Source organism: Scandinavium manionii (assembly GCF_024764775.1).
GTDB lineage: Bacteria > Pseudomonadota > Gammaproteobacteria > Enterobacterales > Enterobacteriaceae > Scandinavium > Scandinavium manionii.
Genome location: NZ_JALIGC010000033.1, coordinates 130595 through 153408, shown reverse-complemented (window position 1 = coordinate 153408; position 22814 = coordinate 130595). Strand labels below are relative to the sequence as shown.

The following is a 22814-nucleotide window of genomic DNA, read 5'->3' as shown; positions in this document are numbered from 1 at the left end:
ACAGCACGACCCTTAAAGCAAAGCGCCGCTCAGCGGCGCTTTTTTTACGCCTGGATCAGGGGACAGCCCGAGGCTGGGCGACGCGAAGGCCACTGAAAATGGCGGCGATAACCGCAAGGGATCCTGCCAGTAAAAGCGAAGTGTGCGTCCCGTGCGTGCCAAACAGATTAAACATTAACGCCACCAGTGCTGCGCCAGTACTTTGCCCCAGCAGACGAGCAGTACCTAACATTCCGCTTGCGCCACCGCTGCGATTACGCGGCGCAGACGACACAATGGTGTGATTGTTCGGAGACTGGAATAACCCAAAACCGGCCCCGCACAGCATCATGCGCCAGACAATGTCGATATCCTGTGGCGAAGAGGGCAGCAGTGCCAACGCGAACAGCCCGCATGCCATTACCGCCAAACCCAATGCACCGAGGAAACCGGCGTGAACCTTTTCGATGAGATAACCTGCAATTGGGGCCATTACCATGGTGGCCAACGGCCACGGCGTCAGCAGCAGACCGGTTTCAACTTCACTGCGGCCCATAACCGATTGCAGGAAGAAAGGCAGTGAAACCAGGGCCAGCATTTGAGCGCAGAAAGAACAAATCGAGGTACAGATAGACAGTGAAAATAGCGGAATACGTAGCAAATCAACCGGCAGTAGCGGCACCGGCAGCTTCAACTGGCGACGCACAAAGAAAAAGCCGATAACCAGCATTGCCACCACTTCACTCAGCACCAGTAGCAGAGACTGCCCTTGGGCAAAGCTGCTGAGTGCCGTTATCAGTAAACCGAAGGTTAAAGCGTTCATGACCGCACTCGGCAGATCGAAACGTGATGCCTGGCTGCGGGCACCGTTAGACGGCAGATAACGCATGGCCAAAACAAACGCCACGATCCCGATCGGGACGTTAATCAGGAACAGCCACTGCCAGGATGCCACGGATAAAATTGCTGCGGCAATAGTTGGTCCTGCGGCAGAGGAAACGGCCACAATAAACGAGTTGATTCCCATCCCGCGACCGAGAAAGCGCTGCGGATAAATGAGGCGTATCAACGCCGTGTTGACGCTCATCAACGCAGCGCCTCCCAGACCCTGCGCCACGCGGGCTAGCGTCAGCATTTCCAGGGAGTGCGAAAGGGCGCAAATCAGCGACGTGCAGGTGAAGACCACCAGGCCGCATTTGTAAATTCGGCGATAGCCGAACATATCGCCGAGAAATGCCAGGGTCAGCAGCGAGATAACAATCGCGATTTGGTAGGCGTTAACTATCCAGATAGACGCGGCGGGAGAGGCGTTAAGGTCGGTAGCAATAGTGGGAAGGGCGACGTTGGCAATGGCACCGTCAAGGACGGCCATCGAAATACCAAGCACGATCGTCAGAATGGCGCCATAGCGTTGCGGCAATGGCAAACCATCAGGAGCTGTTTTTTCCATGTGAAAAATGCGTCTTTAATGAAATCATTATGCAGATAATGATTTTAGCATTGATTATTCGGCAGTATGTCGCAGATTTGTAACGAAGATGCAGAAGAGTGATTGCGGCGGACGGCGCGCGAAATTATAATAAAAAACAGTTCTGAATTTTATAAAACAGTCGCGATGAGGTGATAAATGGCAGTTGCAGATTTGGATAAACAGCCAGATTCTGTCTCTTCGGTGTTGAAGGTTTTTGGCATTTTGCAAGCGCTTGGCGAAGAGCGTGAGATAGGGATAACTGAGCTTTCACAGCGCGTAATGATGTCAAAAAGCACGGTTTATCGCTTTTTACAGACCATGAAATCGTTGGGCTACGTGGCACAGGAAGGCGAATCAGAGAAATACTCTTTGACTCTGAAACTGTTTGAGCTGGGTGCGCGCTCGCTGCAAAACGTCGATCTCATCCGCAGTGCGGATATCCAGATGCGTGAACTTTCTCGTTTGACGAAAGAAACCATTCACCTGGGCGCGCTGGATGAAGACAGCATCGTCTACATCCATAAAATTGACTCAATGTATAACCTGCGAATGTACTCCCGCATTGGCCGTCGCAATCCACTGTACAGCACGGCAATTGGTAAAGTGCTGTTGGCGTGGCGTGACCGTGAGGAAGTAAAACAGATCCTCGAGCACGTTGAGTATAAGCGCAGCACCGAGCGGACTATCGCCGATACTGAAGAGCTGTTACCGCTGCTGGATGTGGTGCGTGAGCAAGGTTATGGCGAAGATAATGAAGAGCAGGAAGAGGGGCTGCGTTGCATCGGTGTGCCGGTGTTTGACCGCTTCGGCGTGGTGATTGCGGGGCTGAGCATTTCCTTCCCGACTCTGCGTTTCTCTGAGGAGCGTCTGCACGAGTACGTCAGCATGCTGCACACGGCGGCGCGTAAGATTTCTGAGCAGATGGGTTACAACGACTATCCATTCTGAGAAACGCGTCCATAAAAAACGCCGCAATAAGCGGCGTTCTATGTTTGTGGTGTACGATTATCCCTTATCGACAACCGTTGTGCTTTTACGCAGGAGAGGGCAGTCAGTAATGCCAATAATCCCGCTGTCAGTGTGAACATATTGCGCGGTGCTGGTACCACGTGCGGTGAGATATTTACACTGTAATCCTAATCCGCCTACGTTTTCAGTGCTGCCCATCAGCACACCGTAGCCGGTTGAAAGCAAAGCAATCCAAATAATAGCCAGTACAATAATTGCACGAATCGTAAAACGCATCATATGCCTCGTTTTTGTTTCTTCCTGTACAATAGAGTAGTTCGTTCATGCCCTGAAACAAGTCGATGATTCCTAAAATGAAGCGACTCCATTACAGTTAGCCGCGGTTTAAGGTTAGCGTGCTAATCTGTTAACAAATATGGTTACCCGGAGAGTGGAGTGAAAAAGTTACGGTGGGTCATCCTGGCGGTTATCTTTCTGATTGCCTGTCTATTACTGTGGACTCAGATGATTAACGTGTTGTGCGATCAGGATGTGCAATTTTTCAGCGGTATTTGCACCATCAATAAATTCATTCCCTGGTAAAGATTTTCTCATAGGAGATTTCCTTCCTCATGCCGCCGAGTGGTAGAATGATGGCTCCAATTTGAGGTGGTGAAATGGTTGATTTAATGAATTCCGGAATGCTGAATTTGGCCTCGCTGGCAATCTCCTTGCTGGTACTGGTCATCGGGCTGGCCCTGTGGTTTTTCGTAAACCGCGCCAGTTCGCGAGCAAACGAACAGATAGAACTTCTGGAAGCGCTGCTGGATCAGCAAAAGCGTCAAAATGCATTACTGCGTCGCCTGTGTGAAGCAAATGAACCGGAGAAAGAAACGCCGGTGAAACCTGCAGAACAAGTCCAGGTAGAGCCGCAGGACAGCGATGATGATTTTATCCGTCTGGTGGCGGAACGCTGATAGCCTTCCCGGTGGTCGAACAGATTGACTGCCGGGATGCTCAATTTCGTAATGCATTGCTATAACTTATTATTATGCTTTATCACTTTTTGGTCTCATACCCTTCTTGCTATTTGTCCATGCTCTCCTTCAAAAGTTTTTAATTCTTTTACGTTATCCATTAAAGCGTTATCACAATTTATCGAAACGTTTTTATTACCCCATCATGAAGCGCTGTCATCAAATTTTCATTATTACGGTGCAGCATCAATAATATTTAATATTGATGATTAGTCTGCGCTTTATATGTGAGAGTGGCCAGGATTGAAGCATATTTATGCACAAAAATGTCTAACTATAGGAAAATGTTGCGTTTGCACGCAGACAGACTGGCAGAAGTAAACACGTTGAGCTATGGTAAAAAAGTCGTAAAAATACGCAGTCTGACGGGCTTGTGACGGTATGGTCGATGGTCGGATAAGTGATGAAACTTCGCATAATTGTGCAGATGATCATCGCTTAATGCGATGTTATGTGCGACCGATCGAGACATGTTTAAAAATGGCTTGCCATTATTTACGTAGTATGTGATAACACGTTTTGGGTTAAACGAGGTACAGTTCTGTCTATGTGTGGCATTTTCAGTAAAGAAGTCCTGAGTAAACACGTTGTCGTTGAATACCGCTTCTCTGCCGAACCTTATATTAGTGCCTCATGCAGTAATGTCTCAGTTTTAGCTATGTAAGTGCCCTCGGGCGAAGAAAACACTCTAAGGAATTTTGCAAATGGCAAAGATTAAAGGTCAAGTTAAGTGGTTCAACGAGTCTAAAGGTTTTGGCTTCATTACTCCTGCAGACGGCAGCAAAGATGTATTCGTACATTTCTCTGCAATCCAGGGTAACGGCTTCAAAACTCTGGCTGAAGGCCAGAACGTTGAGTTCGAAATTCAGGACGGCCAGAAAGGCCCAGCTGCAGTTAACGTAACTGCTATCTGATTCGAATACACTGATCTCATTTGACATCAGCCATAAAGCCTCGCACTAGCGGGGCTTTTTACATTTGTTTCTGAGTATGTCCGTCAGACCCCCGCAGTCGCGCTTTGTTGCAAAACCACATCGTTATTAGCATTGTTTATCGCTCATCCCGACCCCTTTTCACGTTAAATCATTGGGTTGTAAATCATAATCGGGAGCCGGAGTGCAAAACCATCGCCGTCACTTCACCCCAGTCCGTTTTGGCCTGGTGTGTTTAGGTATTTGTTGTTGTCTGGGGCTGCTGTTGGCCCGCGTAGGTTGGCTACAAATAATTTCGCCAGATAATCTGGTAAAACAAGAAGATATGCGTTCTTTACGTGAAGAACCCATCGATGTTCCTCGTGGGATGATCATCGACAGAGAAGGGCGCCCGTTGGCGGTGAGCGTACCCGTTAGCGCAATCTGGGTTGATCCACAAACGCTGCTCTCGAAAGGTGGCGTCGGTTACAGCGCGCGCTGGCAGGCGCTGGCTAATGCCTTACACACCTCATTGTCTGATCTGACTTCTAAAATCACTCAGCATCCGCATTCCCGTTTCCTTTATCTTGCGCGTCAGGTCGATCCGCAGCAGGCAGCCTGGATTGATAAACTCCATCTACCAGGCATTAATCTTCGTGAAGAATCACGCCGTTTTTATCCTGCCGGTCACGTTGCTGCCAATCTTATCGGCTTCACCAACATTGATGACCAGGGCATTGAAGGCGTTGAAAAAAGCTTTAACGCGCAAATGCAGGGCAAACCAGGTCTGCGACTGGTGCGAAAAGACCGCCATGGGAACGTGATTGAAAATCTGACTGAACAGGCCGCGGTCCCTGCGCATAACCTACAACTCAGCATTGATGAGCGTTTGCAGACGGTCACTGAAGATGCGCTGGACAACGCCGTGCGCTGGAATAAAGCTGAATCCGGTGCGTCTGTGTTGATTCGAATTGATACCGGCGAAATTTTGGCGATGGCAAGCTATCCGGATTTCAACCCAAACAACCGTGAAAAAGCCACGCTGGATGATTTCCGTAACCGCGCGATCAGCGACACCTTTGAGCCGGGCTCAACGGTTAAACCTTTGGTCATCATGACCGCATTGCAGCAGGGTATTGTTCGCCCTGACAGCGTGGTTGATACCCATCCGTACACCCTGGATGGTCACCGCATTCGTGACGTGGGCTACTACCCTGAGCTGAGCCTCACCGGCATTCTGCAAAAATCGAGTGATACCGGCGTGTCGCATCTTTCTCTGGCGATGCCGATTCAACGCCTGCTTGATACCTACAAAGGCTTCGGCTTTGGCCAACCGACCGGGTTGGGCTTAACCGGTGAAAGCCAGGGTTTTCTGCCGAATCGTCGTTCCTGGGGAAAGCTCGACAGGGCGACATTTTCCTTCGGCTACGGTCTGATGATCACGCCGCTTCAGTTGGCGCACGTTTACGCGACGATCGGTGGCTTCGGGATCTCTCGTCCCTTGTCTATTACGCGTATCGATCCGCCAGTGATGGGCCATCGGGTCATGTCTGATGAAATTGTGCATCAGGTAGAGCACATGATGGAAAGCGTGGCGCTGCCCGGCGGCGGCGGAATCAAGGCCGCAGTTAATGACTATCGCGTGGCGGTGAAAACCGGGACGGCGAAAAAAATCGGTCCGGATGGTAAATATATCGACAAATATATTGCTTACACGGCAGGTGTCGCCCCGGCCAGTAACCCGAAATATGCGCTGGTGGTGGTGATAAACGATCCTGAGAATGGTAAATACTACGGTGGTGCGGTTGCCGCGCCGGTATTCAGCCAAATCATGGGCGACGTTTTGCGTCTCGAAAACGTGATGCCAGACGGACTGGCTCCTGGCTCACCGAACTTAATCGTCACGCATCACAACGACACACTCGCTCCCGCGCGGTAATCCATTCACCTGAAGGGCGAATAGCGTTACACTTTCGCCCTTTCAATGATATCGGAGTCATCATGTCCTGGAGTTGTCCTCTTTGTCATGCGCCGCTTGAGCGCCACAACAACAGCTACATTTGCCCTCAGCGTCACCAGTTCGACCTGGCGAAAGAAGGGTACATTAATCTGTTGCCGGTGCAGCACAAGCGGTCGCGCGATCCGGGTGACAGCGCGGAAATGATGCAGGCACGTCGCGCCTTTCTTGACGCGGGCCATTATCAGCCGCTGCGCGATGCCATCAGCGACATTCTCAAACATTCTTCACCAAAAAACATTCTCGATATTGGCTGTGGCGAAGGCTATTACACGCACGCCTTTGCGGCGCTCGCCGAGCACACCTGGGGCCTGGACGTATCCAAAATCGCCGTGCGTTACGGCGCGAAGCGCTATTCTCAGGTGGAGTTTTGCGTGGCCTCCAGCCAACGTCTGCCTTATAGCGATGCCTGCATGGATGCGGTCGTGCGAATTTACGCCCCGTGTAATCCACAGGAGCTGGAACGAGTTGTGAAGCCGGGTGGCGTGGTGATCACCGCGACGCCAGGACCACGACATCTGATGGAACTGAAAGGGCTTATCTACGACGAGATTCGTTTGCATGACGCGAACAGCGAAGCGTTACCGGGTTTTGAGAAAGTGGAGCAGAAACAACTGGCGTATCCGATGACCTTATCGGGAAGCGAAGCCGTGGCGCTGCTGCAAATGACCCCATTTGCCTGGCGCGCAAAACCGGAAGTGTGGGAAGAACTGGCAGGGCTTGAAACATTTGACTGCCAGACTGATTTTCTTATTCAGGTCTGGCAGCGGAACGATTAACCCGTGAAGTGGCTCCAGAGGATCTGGACGCCAATGCCAATCAGCACGATACCGCCGAGCATCTCGGCGCGTTTGCCCAACAGGGGCCCAATAAAGCGGCCGACCATCATTCCAATCGTCGTCATCACCAGCGTTGCACAGCCAATGGCCAACGCGGTGTAAATGATATTCACCTGTAAGAAGGCAAGACCTACACCCACAGCCATCGCATCGAGGCTGGTGGCAATTGCCGTCGTCACCAGCAGCCAGAAACCGTGGCGAGTCGGGGCTTTTTCTTCGCTATCTTCATTCCCACGCCAACCTTCAATCAGCATTCGACCGCCAAGGAAAACTAACAGTACGAAGGCAATCCAGTGGTTCCATTCGAGCACGAACTGGCTGGCGAGCATGCCCATACCCCAGCCAACAAGCGGGGTGATAGCTTCAACGCAGCCAAAAATAAGACCGGTACGCAGTGCTTCAGAGAACTTTGGTTTGTGCAGAGATGCACCTTTGCTTATCGAGACGGCAAAGGCGTCCATCGACATACCAAAGGCGAGTAGGATAGTGGCTGAGAGATTCATCGCTTGTCCTGACCGGGGAAATATCCATATGACATACCGCTGCCCCCAGTAAACATACGTCATTCCAACGTATAGCAGTGATATGTCTATGGTCTCGCCTGTCCATCATGCTGATAAACCGTACGCACCACGTTTTGCAACGAGTATGTTGACACGTACATTTCCGGGAAAGGAAATCGGCTACTCCCCAACGACGGGCGCAACCTTAACATAATTTGAGAAAATAAAACAATAACAAAAAATCGTTATATAAATCACTAATTGATAACGATTTTCATTTGGGTTTATGGGTGATAAAAACGTTAATAAATATGAGGTGAAAATCGTTGGAATATAGCCAGTGCTATAAAATCATTTGTCTAAAATAACTTCATGTATAGCAATGGCTATAATTGTAACTTATTGAGATGTCGACACAAGTTTGTAGATGCGTTCAAGATCGTCGATATTTCGCACGCGTACAAGAAGGCGACGTTTTTCTAATTGCATTACCAACACCCCATCTTCAGATAAATTCATCTCTTTAATCCGGGGCCAGGCAATCCATACATTGGTAAAGAAAAAGCCTTCTGGTTTAAAAATAATTTTTGGGGTTCGGATCCAAAACAGATATAAGCCCATTAACGCCAGCGCACATAATAACCATGTGGTTATTAATTGGCCATTGGCATTAACGTTTTGATAAATAAGAATCGCCACCAGGCCCACGAAGATTATCCCATCGACACGTCCACGGCGGAGCAGGGGGATAGCGAGCAGCACGGGGCCGTTCAGGTGCGGCATGATGAATTGATCGTAAATCGCATAGGCCAGCAGGGCCACAATGAACAGCACCAGCACCCAATCCGTGATAGCCATTAAACCTCCAGAAATAAAAACCGGGGGCAAGCCCCCGGCGTCATACGAGTCATAATCGTGTAATTACAGGCCCAGCAGGCCAACCGCATAACCGGCGATACCGATGACGAAGAAGCCAACGATGATCCACAGCGGGTTAACTTTCTTACGCAGCAGCCACATACAGGCGAAGGTCAACAGCAGTGGCACCAGACCTGGCATCAGCTGGTCAAGGATAGTCTGCACGGTGGTAACGTGAACCTGACCGTCGGAACCGGTGATTTTCGACACCACCAACGGAATGTTCACGTGCGTCCACTTGTTAACCAAGGCCCCCATGACAAACAGGCCGAGGATTGACGCCCCCTCTGTCAATTTCTGCAGGAAGCCGCCGCCCATGTCCTTAACGATGTCCACACCTTTGCGGTAACCGTAAGCGACGCCGTAGTAACGGGTTGCCAGACGCACGGCGTTGAACAGGATGAAGAACAGCAGTGGACCGAGCAGGCTACCGCTCATGGCGATGCCCGCACCAAGGGCTGCGAATACCGGACGAACAGTACCCCAGAAAATTGGGTCACCAACACCGGCCAGCGGACCCATCAGACCAACTTTGATACCGTTGATGGCACCATCGTCGATCTCTGCGCCGTTAGCACGCTGCTCTTCCATCGCCAGCGTTACGCCGAGAACCGGAGCCGCAACGTATGGATGGGTGTTGAAGAACTCCAGGTGACGTTTAATCGCCTGACGGCGTGCTTCGTTGTTTTCCGGATACAGGCGTTTAATTGCCGGCACCATGGAGAAGCAGAAGCCCAGCGCCTGCATACGTTCGAAGTTCCATGAACCCTGGAACAGGTTCGAACGCAGGAATACAGCACGGATGTCGCTCTGAGTGAGTTTTTTCTCTTGAGTTGTTTTTGTAATATCAACCATTTCGCTCACCTGTTAGTCCAGTTGGTTATCGAGATCGTTGTTAGCAGCCTGTACCTGGCCACCCGCAACACGATTGTATTTAGGGCTCAGCTGGATATACAGAATTGCCATAACTGCACCAATCACACCCAGGGCGACCAGGTTGAAGTTGGTGAATGCTGCGGTAACGAAGCCAAGATAGAAGAATGGCATCAGGTAGCCAGCACGCATCATGTTGATAACCATCGCGTAACCAACAACCACGATCATGCCGCCAGCGATATTCAGACCGCCGGTCACCACTTCAGGGATTGCGTTCAGCATGCTCTGTACTTCGCTGGTGCCTACAGAGATAGCCACGATAACCGCTGGGATTGCGATACGCATTGCTTGCAGGAACAGAGAAGAAACATGCAGCCAGGAGAGCGCCGTCAGGTTGCCTGTATCAGCCGCCTTATCTGCCGCGTGCTGGAATGCCACGGTGATAGTACGAACGATGATGGTCAGAACCTGGCCCGCTGCTGCCAGTGGGATTGCCAGTGCGATACCGGCGCCGATGCTTTGATGGCCCGCGATAACCAGAACGGTAGAAATGATAGATGCCAATGCCGCATCAGGTGCAACAGCCGCACCGATGTTCATCCAGCCCAGGGCGATCATTTCCAGGGTACCACCGATGATAATACCGGTTTTCATGTCGCCGAGGACTGCACCAATCAGGGTACAAGCCACCAGCGGACGGTGGAACTGAAATTCATCGAGTACGGATTCCATACCCGCGATACACGCGACGATGAACACCAGCACAATCTGAAGAGTGGTAATCTCCATTGTACTTCTCCTATAACATAAGCCTTAAGTGTGAAAATTCAGTGATCAGCAGGGTGGGGGGTTATTTCCCGACTTTGCTGATCAAATCCATCATTTTCAGTCTCTGGTCGGTAGAAACTTTACGTGCTTCCAGTTCAATACCGCGTGCATTCAGTTTATTGAAGGCTTCGATATCTTTTTCGTCGACTGAAATCGCGTTGTTTACCTGTGTTTTACCCTGACGGAAGGCCATACCACCGATATTCACCGTGGTAATTTTCACGCCTTGTTCAACGATGCGTTCAACGTCCGTTGGGTTGGTAAACAGCAGCATCACACGATCACCGGCATATTGCGGGTTGTTGTAAACGCGGATCATTTTTGCCACATCGACAACGTGCGCGGTAACCCCCGGAGGTGCAACCTGAGTCAGCAGGGTTTTACGAACGGTATCTGCTGCGACCTCGTCACTGACGACAATGATGCGGGTAACGTTGGTTTCTTTAGTCCAGCGGGTTGCGACCTGACCGTGAATCAAACGGTCATCGATACGCGCAAGGCCGATAACCATATAGTCATTCGGGCCCATCGGTTTTGCCGGAACATTGGCTTTCGGTGCTTCGGCCACAGCGACCGGCGCGGCTTTCTCGGCAGGTTTCGCTTTCAGCGCTTTCACGCCTTCGCGACCTGTTTCAACGGCCACTGCGACCAGTTCATCAAAGCTCGGGTTATCGTCACGGCCCATGAAGGTTTCGACCAGCATCGGAACGTTGACCCCGGCGATAACTTCATAATGCTCTTTATCGACGACAATGCGGCTGGCAGCATTGAACGGGCTACCACCCCATGTATCGACGAGAAATAGCACACCTTTAGTGGTGTCTAGTTTCGCAAGCTGTGCGTTGTACTTTTCGATAAGCGTTTCTGCATTCTCGCCTGGCACGAAATCGATCCAGCCGACGTTTTCCTGCTCGCCCAACAGCATTTCTGCTGTTTTCAGCAGCTGTTCTGCAGCCCAACCATGTGTGCCTATTACAATAGCAATCGTCACTTGCTACCTCCTTTATTATCGTTACGACAAGACCACTGCCGTTTTATGAACCGTCGATTTTCACCGAATCGATTCAGATGGGGGTTAGAGTTAAAATTCTAATAACTTCCGTGAATTATTTTAGATAGTGAAAAAATAATTAATGTGATGAAGATCCGTAATTTACTCATCCACACGGAATAATTTTGGGGCGCAAAAAATCATCTAAAAAGTGCAAAGAGACGTAAATTTTTGCCAGATGGCTTTTGTCTCTGATATGTTTATTTCCCGTTTAATTACTCAGGAGTATAGGGCATAGCCCAAGTATGGACCGTCACCGACGTCAGTTCACCCCCTGGCACTTTGCTGCCGCCACTTCCCCACTTTTTTATCACCCCGAGAGAGTCTCGCCGGTCTTTGACATGGCGAAGACAGACTGTGCCGTTTGCAGGAGCTGCTCATGGAACTCTTAATGGATCCTTCGATCTGGGTCGGTTTACTGACGCTGGTCGTGCTTGAGATTGTTCTCGGTATTGATAACCTGGTATTTATCGCGATTCTTGCGGACAAACTGCCGCCAAAACAACGTGATAAAGCGCGTCTGATTGGTCTGTCGCTGGCGCTGTTTATGCGTCTGGGACTGCTGTCGGTTATCTCGTGGATGGTAACGCTGACTCAGCCGTTGTTCAGCATAATGGAATACGCATTCTCCGGGCGTGACTTGATCATGCTGCTGGGGGGGATCTTCCTGCTGTTCAAGGCGACGACTGAACTGCATGAGCGGCTTGAAAACCGTCAGCATGACGACGGCCACGGGAAAGGCTATGCCAGTTTCTGGGTAGTGGTGTTGCAGATTGTGGTGCTGGACGCGGTGTTCTCCCTCGATGCGGTGATTACCGCCGTGGGGATGGTGAACCATCTGCCGGTGATGATGGCGGCGGTAGTTATCGCGATGGCGGTGATGTTAATGGCGTCGAAACCGTTGACCAACTTCGTCAACCAGCATCCGACGGTGGTAGTACTGTGTCTGAGTTTCCTGCTGATGATAGGCCTGAGCCTGGTCGCGGAAGGCTTCGGCTTCCATATTCCTAAAGGCTACCTGTACGCCGCGATTGGCTTCTCGATTATCATCGAGCTGTTTAACCAGATTGCCCGTCGCAACTTCATTCGCCATCAGTCGAATGTCCCGCTGCGTGCCCGTACCGCCGATGCAATCTTGCGTCTGATGGGGGGCCGCAAGCAAAACGTGGTTCAGCACGATACCGAAAATCCGGTTGCTGTCCCGGTGCCGGAAGGTGCGTTTGCGGATGAAGAACGTTACATGATTAACGGCGTGCTGACCCTGGCATCGCGTTCGTTGCGCAGTATCATGACCCCGCGCGGCGAAATCAGCTGGGTGGATGCGAACCTTAGCGTAGATGAAATCCGCCAGCAGCTGCTGTCATCCCCGCACAGCCTGTTCCCGGTGTGTCGCGGAGAGCTGGATGAAATCATCGGCATCGTGCGTGCCAAAGAAATGCTGGTGGCGCTGGAGTCCGGTGAAGACGTGGCGGCGATGGCCTCAGCTTCCCCTGCGATTGTGGTGCCAGAAACGCTTGACCCAATCAATCTGCTGGGGGTGCTGCGTCGTGCTCGTGGCAGCTTCGTCATCGTGACCAACGAGTTTGGCATGGTGCAAGGGCTGGTCACGCCGCTGGACGTCCTGGAAGCGATTGCCGGTGAATTCCCGGATGCCGACGAAACGCCGGAAATCATTGCCGATGGCGATGGCTGGCTTGTGAAAGGCTCCACCGATCTGCATGCATTGCAGCAGGCGCTGGGCCTGGAAACGCTGCTCATCGGTGATGATGATGATATTGCCACGGTGGCCGGACTGGTGATTGCGGTTAACGGCCACATCCCGCGGGCCGGCGACGTGCTGCATGTTCATCCGCTGGATATCACCATTGTCGAAGCCAATGCGTATCGCGTGGACCTGGTTCGGGTCGTGAAACAACCTTCGATTCAAGACGAAGACGAATAATCCTCACAGAATAACGGGCAGTACATGCCCGTTATGTTCTTTTGGTGGAGGGGTTCCCCCTGACAGCCAGTGCGGAAATTCAGCCAGCGGCATCGGCTTTGCGTACAAATAACCCTGTAAAAAATGTACCCCGTGACGACGCAAATATTGCGCCTGCTGCGGGGTTTCCACGCCTTCCGCCACCAGTTCGATGTTCAGCCGTTGCCCCAGCGCGATAATAATGTCCGTCACCGTTGAATTCACCGCATCGGTGCCGATGGCGTTGGTGAAGGATTTATCGATTTTCAGAATGTCCGGATGCAGCTGTTCAAGCCAGGAAAGGGTGCTGCTGCCGGTGCCAAAATCGTCAATCGCCAGCCTAACGCCTTTGCGATGCAGTTCGCGCACTAGTCGGTAATCCACACCCTGCAAATTGTCCCGTTCGGTGATTTCAAGCACCAGCTGCTGCTGTGGACGTGCAGAGAACCAATACTGGTTCACATCTCGCAGCAGCGCGCCCTGCAGGAAATGTCTGGAAGAAACGTTAATGCTGATATGAAACTGCTGGCTGGCCGGGAAATAATCAATCTGACGGATGGTTTCGGTGAGGACATAACGCGTCAGCGGCGCGATAAGATTTTCCCGCTCGGCCACCGGAATAAACACTTCGGGTGAAATCCGCCCTAGCCGCGGGTTATTCCAGCGTAATAAAATTTCAACGCCGGTGCATTGCTGCGTGCGCGTATCGAGCAGTGGCTGACAGTAAAGCTCAAACTCACGGCGGGCCATACCGAGGGTGATTTCACGTGAAAAACTCATGCGCCCGGCGGTGGCAATCCACGCGACGGTAGTCAGTACCAGCGTCAGGATCACCGCCAGCGGGGCCTGGGAAGGCAGATCTTTCAGCGCCAGACTGGATGCACCCGGCGTAGAGACGCTGATGCTGAAAGGGAAAAGTTCGGAACGTCGGCTGACAAGTCTTTCATCGCCGGCAAGCTGAAGGTTATCGCTGATGCCCTGCGATTCGCTGTAATAACGGTTCCCGACGGAGACAACAACCCGCCGGATCAGAGGCTCCTGCGCCTCCAGCAGCAGCGAGCTGAGTAAATCAATATTGATCGTCAGCAGCACGCCGTCTTCGCCGTCCTGCGACGCGGGATACCATTGAATCAGAATTGGTGAGCCTTTCAGTAGGGTTTGGTCCGTGGACAGCATCAGCTGCGGCTGAGGGGCGGGAAGCGAAGACAGACGCTGACGTAAAACCACATCCCTGTCGCCGAATACGCTGGAACAGTACAGAACCCCGGATTTAACCAGGGCGATGGAGCGCAGCGTCTGCAACGCAGCGGCCTGTTTGCGAATAGGCAAATGCGCTACTTCGCAAGGCTGGCCCACGAGGTTGATCAATTCATACTGCTTTCCGGCCAGGGGGATTAAAATTTTATCGAGACTTTCTACCGCATGAATCGCGTAGGCATCGATGCGTTGCTGATTTAAGTTGCGCTGTGAAATAAATCGCAGGCCGAAGGTCAAAAGGAGGGTAGCAACAGCGACCATCAGACAGACGATGATCCGCTTGCGGCGGTATCTCTTAATCAGATTTTGGGCTGTTTGCATGACTGACGCTCACCAGGCGATCGCCAACCAGAATGTTAGCGACAACAGAGCAAGTGTAGTGCCCTGTGGATAAAATGCGGTCAGAACAAGAAAAAATCGCCCATCAACAGGAGATGGGCGAGAGAGTATTAATCACATTGTACTTTTATGGCCAGACCGCCCCGCGATGTTTCACGGTATTTAGCGTTCATGTCTTTGCCAGTTTCGTACATGGTTTCAATCACTTTATCGAGAGAAACGCGCGGCTCGCTGGTACGGCGCATTGCCATACGCGTGGCATTGATAGCCTTCACCGAAGCGATGGCGTTACGCTCTATGCACGGCACCTGAACCTGACCGGCAACCGGGTCGCATGTCAGACCAAGGTTATGCTCCATACCGATTTCCGCCGCCACGCACACCTGCTCAGGACTTGCGCCCAGCAGTTCGGCAAGACCAGCGGCCGCCATGGAACAGGCCACGCCGACTTCACCCTGACAGCCCACTTCCGCACCTGAAATCGACGCGTTCATTTTATACAGGGCGCCAATCGCACCGGAAGCCAGGAAGTAACGAATATAACTTTCCGGGCTCACCGGTTCGATGAAGTGATCGTAATAGGCCAGCACCGCCGGAACGATACCGCAGGCACCGTTGGTTGGGGCAGTGACTACACGCCCACCGGCAGCGTTTTCTTCGTTAACCGCCAGCGCGAACATGTTTACCCAATCCACCACCGTCATCGGGTCGCTGTTGGTTTTGTCCTGGCTCACCAGCATACGGCGCAAAGCAGCAGCACGACGCGGAACGCGCAGTGGGCCAGGCAGCACGCCTTCGGTGTTCATTCCGCGATCGATACAGGCGCGCATGGCCTGCCAGACGTTGGCAAAATAGTCTTCAATCTCTTTTTTGCTGTGCAGCGCCAGCTCGTTCTGCATCACCATGCCGGAAAGTGACAGGCCAGTTTCTTTGCAGTAGTCGAGCATCTCTTTCGCCGATTTGAATGGATAGGGGACGCTAACGTCACCGCTCATGTCCTGGCCGAAATGCTCCTCATCGACGATAAAACCGCCGCCGATGGAGTAATAGGTTTTGCTGTAGATGACGGTGTCACCGGCAAACGCATGGATGGACATCCCGTTCTCATGCAGTGACAGATTGTCGCTACGAAAACGCATGCCGTCATCCTGCGGGAAATCGACTTCGCGGCGACCTTGCGCCAGCAGCAGACGTCCGCGAATTTGTACGTCGCGGATAAAGGCCGGGATCGCGTCGATATCGACGGTATCCGGCATATTGCCCGCCAGACCCATGATGATCGCGATATCGGTATGGTGACCCTTACCAGTTAATGACAGTGAACCATAAACGTCCACCGCCACGCGGGTCACATCATCGATCATTCCCTTTTCGACCAGGTCATCGACGAACTGCTTACCGGCCTTCATCGGGCCTACAGTATGGGAGGAAGAGGGACCAATCCCCACCTTGAACATGTCGAATATACTAATCACGCTAACACTCCTGACAGGGTTACCGGAAAGTTCCGATAACGATGTTAAAACTGCGCATAGTGTAAGAGGGAACTTGTAACGCAGCTTAACTATTCACATGAATTAAACTAATGCTTCACCTCGATTTTACTAATAGCGTGAAGTGAAGCACAGCATCTTTAACCCAGAGTATAGCTAAGGCTTCACGCCAATTTGTAAGGCCAGCTCACGAATAATGCCTGCGGTCATTCCCCAGACAAAATAATGCTGATACCAGGAGAGCCACACGCGGTGCGAATTCCCGCGACGGTGGATATCAAGCGGATGGTAGCGCCCCAGGCGTAGGGCTTCGGCCAGCGGCATTTCAAACACCGCCGCGACCTCATCAACACTTGCGTGATAGTGCAAATCGGGAGGAATAATGCCGACCACCGGCGTCACCTGAAAACCGGTCACGCTATCGACGGGCGGTAACATACCGAGGATTTCAACCGAGGACGGCGGAATAGCCACTTCTTCCTGCGCTTCACGCAGTGCGGCGGCAATCAGTGAAGCATCACTGCTGTCGACTGCACCGCCGGGAAACGCCACCTGACCGGCGTGTTTGCGTAGGCGAGGGGAACGTTTTGTCAGCAGCAAGCCGGGTTCATCACGACGCACAATGGGGATAAGCACCGCCGCCTGCCGCTGATTCAGCGCCGCGCGCGTCGGCTGAGGGCGTAAAAGCTGAAATCGTGAGATGAAATCGTCAAGATTAATGTCCGGGTGCTGCATCGGTTAACGCTCCAGTTGCTGCAGGATTCTGTTCACTTTATCAAAGGTTTCCTGATATTCCGCCTGTTCGTCGCTGTCGGCAACAACGCCACCGCCCGCGGAACAGACAATTTTTCCGCCCGCCGCCGTGAGTGTGCGGATGGTAATGCTGGTGTCCATATTGCCGCACAGGCTGATATAGCCAATGCTGCCGCACCAGGCGTTGCGGCGATGCGGTTCCAGTTCGTCGATGATTTCCATCGCTCGTACTTTTGGCGCACCGGTTATCGAGCCGCCGGGAAACGCCGCGCGCAGCAAATCGGTGGCGTGCAGGCTGGTGGGCAGTTCGGCCGTAATGGTACTCACCAGGTGATGCACCGCCGGGAACGGCTCAACCACGAACAACTCAGGCACGCGCACGCTACCCGGCACCGCCACGCGGCCAATATCATTGCGCATCAGGTCAACTATCATTAAATTTTCCGCTCGGTCTTTGGGTGACGTGCGGAGCTTTTCGGCCTGCGCTGAATCCTGTTGCGGATCCACGAGTCGCGGCAGCGTGCCTTTGATGGGCCGGGTCTGAATGTTATTCCCATTGAGCTGGATAAAGCGCTCAGGCGACAGGCTCAGCACAGCGCTCTCTTTCAGGCGAATGAATGCGCTGAACGGCGCGCGATTGGCCTGGTTGAGCTGGCAAAACGCCTGCCACTCATCGCCGGAATAACGGGCCTGAAAACGCTGAGCCAGATTGACCTGATAACAGTCGCCGCTGTGCAGATACGCCTGCACCTGGCGGAATTTCTCGCCGTACTCTGCGCGCGTCATGTTTGAGCGCCACGGAGCCGTCAGGGTAAACGGTTCGCTGGCCGCGGCCTGTTGGGCTTCAAGCCATTCAAGTCGCTGATGCGGATTGTCATGGCTCACCAGCGAAACGCTTTGCCGCTGATGGTCGACGATCAGCGCCCAGCGATAAATCCCCACAGCCATATCCGGCACGTGAATATCTTTAAGCGCGCATTCTGGCAGCGTTTCAAAGCGTCGCCCGAGATCGTAACCAAACAATCCTAATGCGCCGCCCTGAAAAGGCAGGTCAGGATGCGTGGCCACCGTCAGGTTACAGTCATCTAAAGTCTGCTTAAGCAATGTGAGCGGGTCGCCATCTGAGTCGAAATCACCGTAGGGACGACAGATTCGCGTGGTTTCGCCTCTGGTTTCCAGAGTAACGGCTGGGTCGGCGACCACAATATCAAAGCGATTATGGGTGTGTTCGGCAAAACCGGAGTGCAGTAGCATCGCCCAGGGGGCGGCGGAGAGGGGAGTGAAATAGTGTTCAGCGGCGTCAACACGCCAGGGCAGCGTAATCACAGCAGGGGACAACTTCGACCTCAATCTGTCTGAAGCCGCCCGCTGGCTAATGTGCAGGCGGCGTGAAATAATAAGCGCCCACAATGTAGCAGGAGTTCACCATGATTTCAGGTTTACCTTCACTGAGCCACGACCAGCAGCAAAAAGCGGTCGAGCGTATTCAGGAATTGATGACGCAAGGCCTGAGTAGCGGGGAAGCAATCCAGCTGGTAGCCAAAGAAATTCGCGCCAGCCACACCGGCGAAATGATCGTAGCCCGATTCGAGGATGAAGACGAAGAAGAATAAACCCGTCCTGATTCGAGCCGCAGGTGCAATTCCTGCCACCCGAATGATTCAGGGTTTATACCCGTCATACTTCAAGTTGCATGTGCGTTGGCTTTCCTCGCTCACCCCGGTTACTTACTGGAGTAAGCTCCCGGCGATTCACTGCGTCGCCGCCTTCCTGCAACTCGAATTATTTTGGGTATATATCGATTAAACTGCAGCGACGATTTTAATCTCAACTTTATACTGCGGCTTCATCAGTCCGGCCTGCACGGTGCAACGCACCGGCGCATGTCCGGCAACCACCCACGCATCCCAGGCTTTATTCATCGCAGCAAAATCAGCTTTATCGGCGAGGAAAATCGTGGCATCGAGAATGCGTGATTTGTCGCTGCCCTGTTTTTCCAGAATCGCGTCAATCTGTGCCAGAGTATTGGCGGTCTGCTCAAACGCGTCGGCATCCAGATTTTCCGGCACGCCGGTGTAGTAGATTGTCTGGTTGTAGATAACCACATCTGACCAGCGGGCTTCAGCATCAATACGAACGATTGTCATCTCAGTTTCCTCTATTGCAATCCATTTAAGGCGGCAAGAGTGCCATATTGTCGACGGCTCGTCATCACTTTGGCTGGCACAACGCCCCCCGCACTGACATAATCACTGTCCAGATTTACAGGGGGTAGTGTGACGGACGATTTTGCAACAGACGGGCAGTTAGCCAAAGCGATACCTGGGTTCAAACCCCGCGAACCGCAGCGCCAGATGGCGCACGCGGTGGCGAAAGCCATCGACGAAACGCGGCCGCTGGTGGTGGAAGCCGGTACCGGCACGGGCAAAACGTACGCCTACCTGGCCCCTGCGCTACGCGCAAAGAAAAAGGTCATCATCTCAACCGGGTCGAAGGCGTTGCAGGATCAGCTTTACAGCCGGGATCTACCGACTGTCGCCACCGCGCTGAAATTTACTGGCCGACTGGCGCTACTGAAAGGGCGTTCCAACTATTTGTGTCTTGAACGTCTCGAACAGCAGGCAATTGCCGGCGGCGACCTTCCGGTTCAAACCCTCAGTGACGTAATTATGCTGCGCAGCTGGGCCAATCAAACCGTTGATGGCGATATCAGTACCTGCGTCAGCGTGGCGGAAGATTCACACGCCTGGCCGCTGGTCACCAGCACCAACGACAACTGTCTCGGCAGCGATTGCCCGTTATACAAAGACTGTTTCGTGGTTAAAGCGCGTAAAAAAGCGATGGATGCCGATGTGGTGGTGGTCAACCATCACCTGTTCCTCGCCGATATGGTGGTGAAAGAAGGCGGTTTCGGTGAGCTTATCCCGGAGGCGGAAGTGATGATCTTCGATGAAGCCCATCAGTTGCCAGATATCGCCAGCCAGTATTTCGGCCAGTCGCTCTCCAGTCGTCAATTGCTGGACATGGCGAAAGACATCACCATTGCCTACCGTACCGAACTGAAAGACACCCAACAATTACAAAAATGTGCCGACCGACTGGCGCAGGCGACACAGGATTTTCGCTTACAGCTTGGCGAACCAGGCTATCGCGGCAATCTGCGCGAACTGCTGGCTGACAACGGCATTCAACGCGCGCTACTGCTGCTCGATGATGCGCTGGAGCTGTGCTACGACGTGGCGAAACTCTCCCTCGGGCGTTCGGCCCTGTTGGATGCCGCGTTTGAGCGCGCGACAATTTACCGCGGTCGACTGAAGCGACTGAAAGAGATCAACCAGCCGGGCTTCAGCTACTGGTACGAGTGTACTTCTCGTCACTTTACCCTGGCGCTGACTCCGCTGACTGTCGCCGATAAATTCAAAGAAGTCATGGCGCAGAAGCAGGGCAGCTGGATTTTCACCTCGGCCACGCTGTCGGTGAATGACGACCTGCACCACTTTACTGCGCGTCTGGGCATTGAAGAAGCCGAATCGTTGCTGTTGCCTAGCCCGTTTGATTACAGCAAACAGGCGCTACTCTGTGTGCCGCGTAACCTGCCGCTGCCGAACCAGCCTGGCGGTGCGCGTCAGCTGGCAACCATGTTGCGTCCGATGATTGAAGCCAACAACGGCCGCTGCTTTATGCTTTGCACTTCGCACGCCATGATGCGTGACCTGGCCGAACAGTTCCGTGGAATGCTCGATCTTCCGGTGCTGCTGCAAGGCGAAACCAGTAAAGGCCAGCTGCTACAGCAGTTTGTCAGCGCCGGGAACGCCTTGCTGGTGGCGACCAGCAGTTTCTGGGAAGGGGTGGACGTGCGCGGCGATGCGTTGTCACTGGTCATTATCGACAAGTTACCCTTTACCTCGCCGGAAGATCCGTTGTTAAAAGCGCGAATGGAAGACTGCCGTCTGCGCGGCGGAGACCCGTTTGATGAAGTTCAGCTACCGGATGCGGTGATCACTCTCAAACAGGGCGTCGGGCGACTCATTCGTGACGTCGACGATCGGGGCGTGCTGGTGATTTGCGACAACCGTCTGGTGATGCGTCCTTACGGTGCGGTGTTCTTATCCAGCCTGCCGCCGACCCCGCGCACCCGTGATATCAGCCGGGCCGTGCGTTTTCTTGCAGGGCTGTCACTGACGTAATTTGTGACGAACTGTGGTAAGATGCGCGCCATTTTGTTGACCCCCTATTGCAAGAGCGCAACCTCCTATGCGAATTCTGGCTATTGATACCGCCACAGAAGCCTGTTCTGCGGCTTTGTGGAACGACGGTACGACGACGTCTCATTTCGAGCTTTGTCCCCGCGAACATACCCAACGTATTCTGCCGATTGTGCAGGATATTCTGACCGAAACCGGCACCACGCTGACTGAGCTCGACGCGCTGGCGTATGGCCGTGGGCCAGGCAGCTTTACCGGCGTGCGTATCGGAATTGGTATTGCGCAGGGGCTGGCACTGGGTGCAAATCTGCCAATGATCGGTGTATCGACGCTGGCCACCATGGCGCAGGGTGCATGGCGTAAAACCGGTGCAACATGCGTGCTGGCGGCGATTGACGCGCGTATGGGCGAAGTTTACTGGGCCGAATATCAGCGCGATGCGCAGGGTATCTGGCACGGAGAAGCGACGGAAGCGGTACTGAAACCCGAAGCCGTTAACGAACGGTTGAAGCAGCTCGACGGTGAGTGGGCTACTGTGGGTACGGGCTGGCAGGCATGGCCGGATATGGCAAACGATACACCGGTGACACTGGTCGATGGCGATGTGCTGTTGCCTGCCGCAGAAGATATGTTGCCGCTGGCGTGTCAGCTGTACGCTGCGCACAAAACCGTTGTCGTAGAGCAGGCTGAACCGGTTTATTTGCGTAACACCGTGGCATGGAAGAAACTTCCTGGCCGGGAATGAATCTTAGTTTATATAACTGAGAATTAAGGAGTCGCTTCATGGCGAGTCGCAAACAGGTCGTACAAGGTTTACTGGCTGGACTGGTCATCGCCGCGCTGAGTGGATGCGTCACGGTTCCGGACGCCATTAAAGGCAGCAGCCCAACCCCGCAGCAGGACTTATCCCGCGTGATGGCTGCGCCGCAGCTGTACGTCGGCCAGGAAGCCCGTTTTGGCGGCAAAGTGGTTAGTGTCAAAAACGAGCAGGGTAAAACCCGCCTCGAAATTGCGACCGTGCCGCTGGATGAAGGCGCGCGCCCAAGTCTGAGCGACCCTTCCCGGGGCCGTATTTACGCCGATGTGAATGGCTTCCTCGATCCTGTCGATTTCCGTAACCAGTTAGTAACCGTCGTCGGGCCGATTACCGGCACCGCGAAAGGGAAAATTGGCGACAGCAATTACACTTACATGGTGATGCAGGCTAATGGTTTTAAACGCTGGCGGGTGACCCAACAGGTTGTGATGCCGCCGGAACCGATTGACCCGTACTGGGGCGGCCCACATCCGTGGCGTCATGGTTATGGCTACGGCGGTTGGGGGTGGTATAACCCAGGCCCGGCTCAGGTGCAGACTATCGTCACCGAATAACCTGTTGTTTTACAAAATTAAATTAACAGCGGCGAGTCCGCTGTTTCTTTTTGTCGGA

The 22814-nt window shown here is 53.0% G+C and carries 23 protein-coding genes and 1 pseudogene; 12 read left to right on the top strand and 12 right to left on the bottom strand.

Features of this window, described 5'->3' with window-relative positions:
- Positions 1-55 precede the first annotated feature (55 nt).
- Entirely contained in the window at positions 56-1429 is a 1374-nt protein-coding gene (locus tag MUU51_RS04660; RefSeq protein ID WP_258967215.1) for an MFS transporter, read from the bottom strand.
- A 177-nt stretch (positions 1430-1606) separates the two neighbouring features.
- Here MUU51_RS04660 and kdgR point away from each other — a divergent pair, with 177 nt between their 5' ends.
- A complete protein-coding gene (gene kdgR / locus MUU51_RS04655; RefSeq protein WP_159776095.1) occupies positions 1607-2398 on the top strand; it encodes a DNA-binding transcriptional regulator KdgR in 792 nt (263 codons plus the stop codon).
- A gap of 57 nt (positions 2399-2455) precedes the next feature.
- Here the strand turns inward: kdgR and MUU51_RS04650 are convergent, their stop codons facing one another.
- On the bottom strand, positions 2456-2695 hold the full coding sequence (locus tag MUU51_RS04650; RefSeq protein ID WP_125355144.1) for a YobH family protein: 240 nt from the start codon (positions 2693-2695) through the stop codon (positions 2456-2458).
- Positions 2696-2854: 159 nt separating this feature from the next.
- On the opposite strand from MUU51_RS04650, the gene mgrB reads away from it, so the two are divergent.
- From mgrB to rlmA, 6 genes and pseudogenes are all read left to right on the top strand, one after another.
- Positions 2855-3001, top strand: coding sequence for a PhoP/PhoQ regulatory lipoprotein MgrB (mgrB, locus tag MUU51_RS04645; RefSeq protein ID WP_125355142.1), 147 nt, complete (start codon positions 2855-2857; stop codon positions 2999-3001).
- 74 nt (positions 3002-3075) lie between these two features.
- Positions 3076-3375: a YebO family protein gene (locus MUU51_RS04640; RefSeq protein ID WP_258967214.1), complete on the top strand. Its 300-nt coding sequence runs from the start codon at positions 3076-3078 to the stop codon at positions 3373-3375.
- Between the two features lie 607 nt (positions 3376-3982).
- Positions 3983-4127 (top strand): annotated as a pseudogene (locus MUU51_RS04635) (DUF2627 domain-containing protein).
- 12 nt (positions 4128-4139) lie between these two features.
- Positions 4140-4349, top strand: a complete 210-nt coding sequence (gene cspE / locus MUU51_RS04630) for a transcription antiterminator/RNA stability regulator CspE (protein ID WP_001062678.1) — start codon at positions 4140-4142, stop codon at positions 4347-4349.
- Between the two features lie 202 nt (positions 4350-4551).
- Complete coding sequence (gene ftsI2, locus MUU51_RS04625; RefSeq protein ID WP_159776091.1) at positions 4552-6285, top strand: peptidoglycan DD-transpeptidase FtsI2/PBP3(PARA); 1734 nt, start codon at positions 4552-4554, stop codon at positions 6283-6285.
- 62 nt (positions 6286-6347) lie between these two features.
- The gene (gene rlmA / locus MUU51_RS04620) at positions 6348-7142 is read left to right on the top strand and encodes a 23S rRNA (guanine(745)-N(1))-methyltransferase (RefSeq protein ID WP_258967213.1); all 795 of its coding nucleotides are present in this window, start codon (positions 6348-6350) and stop codon (positions 7140-7142) included.
- Here rlmA and mntP read toward each other — a convergent pair.
- The 5 genes from mntP to manX form a co-directional block, all read right to left on the bottom strand.
- Positions 7139-7705, bottom strand: coding sequence for a manganese efflux pump MntP (gene mntP / locus MUU51_RS04615; protein WP_159776087.1), 567 nt, complete (start codon positions 7703-7705; stop codon positions 7139-7141). The genes rlmA and mntP overlap by 4 nt on opposite strands.
- A gap of 399 nt (positions 7706-8104) precedes the next feature.
- Complete coding sequence (locus MUU51_RS04610) at positions 8105-8563, bottom strand: DUF986 family protein (RefSeq protein WP_159776085.1); 459 nt, start codon at positions 8561-8563, stop codon at positions 8105-8107.
- A gap of 63 nt (positions 8564-8626) precedes the next feature.
- Positions 8627-9478: a PTS mannose transporter subunit IID gene (locus tag MUU51_RS04605; protein ID WP_159755514.1), complete on the bottom strand. Its 852-nt coding sequence runs from the start codon at positions 9476-9478 to the stop codon at positions 8627-8629.
- A gap of 12 nt (positions 9479-9490) precedes the next feature.
- Positions 9491-10288: a PTS mannose/fructose/sorbose transporter subunit IIC gene (locus MUU51_RS04600; RefSeq protein WP_110512219.1), complete on the bottom strand. Its 798-nt coding sequence runs from the start codon at positions 10286-10288 to the stop codon at positions 9491-9493.
- A gap of 61 nt (positions 10289-10349) precedes the next feature.
- Positions 10350-11318, bottom strand: coding sequence for a PTS mannose transporter subunit IIAB (manX, locus tag MUU51_RS04595; protein ID WP_258967212.1), 969 nt, complete (start codon positions 11316-11318; stop codon positions 10350-10352).
- 439 nt (positions 11319-11757) lie between these two features.
- Between manX and yoaE the strand changes: the two genes are divergently transcribed.
- Positions 11758-13320, top strand: coding sequence for a CNNM family cation transport protein YoaE (gene yoaE / locus MUU51_RS04590; RefSeq protein WP_258967211.1), 1563 nt, complete (start codon positions 11758-11760; stop codon positions 13318-13320).
- 3 nt (positions 13321-13323) lie between these two features.
- Here the strand turns inward: yoaE and pdeD are convergent, their stop codons facing one another.
- From pdeD to pabB, 4 genes are all read right to left on the bottom strand, one after another.
- A complete protein-coding gene (gene pdeD / locus MUU51_RS04585) occupies positions 13324-14916 on the bottom strand; it encodes a cyclic di-3',5'-guanosine monophosphate phosphodiesterase PdeD (protein WP_258967210.1) in 1593 nt (530 codons plus the stop codon).
- Positions 14917-15044: 128 nt separating this feature from the next.
- Positions 15045-16409, bottom strand: a complete 1365-nt coding sequence (gene sdaA, locus MUU51_RS04580; RefSeq protein WP_258967209.1) for an L-serine ammonia-lyase — start codon at positions 16407-16409, stop codon at positions 15045-15047.
- Between the two features lie 174 nt (positions 16410-16583).
- Positions 16584-17162, bottom strand: coding sequence for a CoA pyrophosphatase (locus tag MUU51_RS04575; protein ID WP_159776075.1), 579 nt, complete (start codon positions 17160-17162; stop codon positions 16584-16586).
- A 3-nt stretch (positions 17163-17165) separates the two neighbouring features.
- Positions 17166-18518 (bottom strand): aminodeoxychorismate synthase component 1, encoded by a 1353-nt coding sequence (gene pabB, locus MUU51_RS04570; protein ID WP_258967208.1) that lies wholly within the window; start codon positions 18516-18518, stop codon positions 17166-17168.
- Positions 18519-18607: 89 nt separating this feature from the next.
- Between pabB and MUU51_RS04565 the strand changes: the two genes are divergently transcribed.
- On the top strand, positions 18608-18793 hold the full coding sequence (locus MUU51_RS04565; protein ID WP_159755532.1) for a YoaH family protein: 186 nt from the start codon (positions 18608-18610) through the stop codon (positions 18791-18793).
- Positions 18794-18982: 189 nt separating this feature from the next.
- Here the strand turns inward: MUU51_RS04565 and MUU51_RS04560 are convergent, their stop codons facing one another.
- Complete coding sequence (locus MUU51_RS04560; protein ID WP_159776073.1) at positions 18983-19327, bottom strand: RidA family protein; 345 nt, start codon at positions 19325-19327, stop codon at positions 18983-18985.
- Positions 19328-19456: 129 nt separating this feature from the next.
- Here MUU51_RS04560 and yoaA point away from each other — a divergent pair, with 129 nt between their 5' ends.
- The 3 genes from yoaA (at position 19457) to MUU51_RS04545 (ending at position 22756) form a co-directional block, all read left to right on the top strand.
- A complete protein-coding gene (gene yoaA / locus MUU51_RS04555; RefSeq protein ID WP_159776071.1) occupies positions 19457-21367 on the top strand; it encodes a DNA repair helicase YoaA in 1911 nt (636 codons plus the stop codon).
- 67 nt (positions 21368-21434) lie between these two features.
- The gene (gene tsaB, locus MUU51_RS04550) at positions 21435-22130 is read left to right on the top strand and encodes a tRNA (adenosine(37)-N6)-threonylcarbamoyltransferase complex dimerization subunit type 1 TsaB (protein ID WP_258967207.1); all 696 of its coding nucleotides are present in this window, start codon (positions 21435-21437) and stop codon (positions 22128-22130) included.
- A gap of 38 nt (positions 22131-22168) precedes the next feature.
- Entirely contained in the window at positions 22169-22756 is a 588-nt protein-coding gene (locus MUU51_RS04545; RefSeq protein ID WP_159776067.1) for a Slp/YeaY family lipoprotein, read from the top strand.
- The last annotated feature ends 58 nt before the right edge of the window (positions 22757-22814 follow it).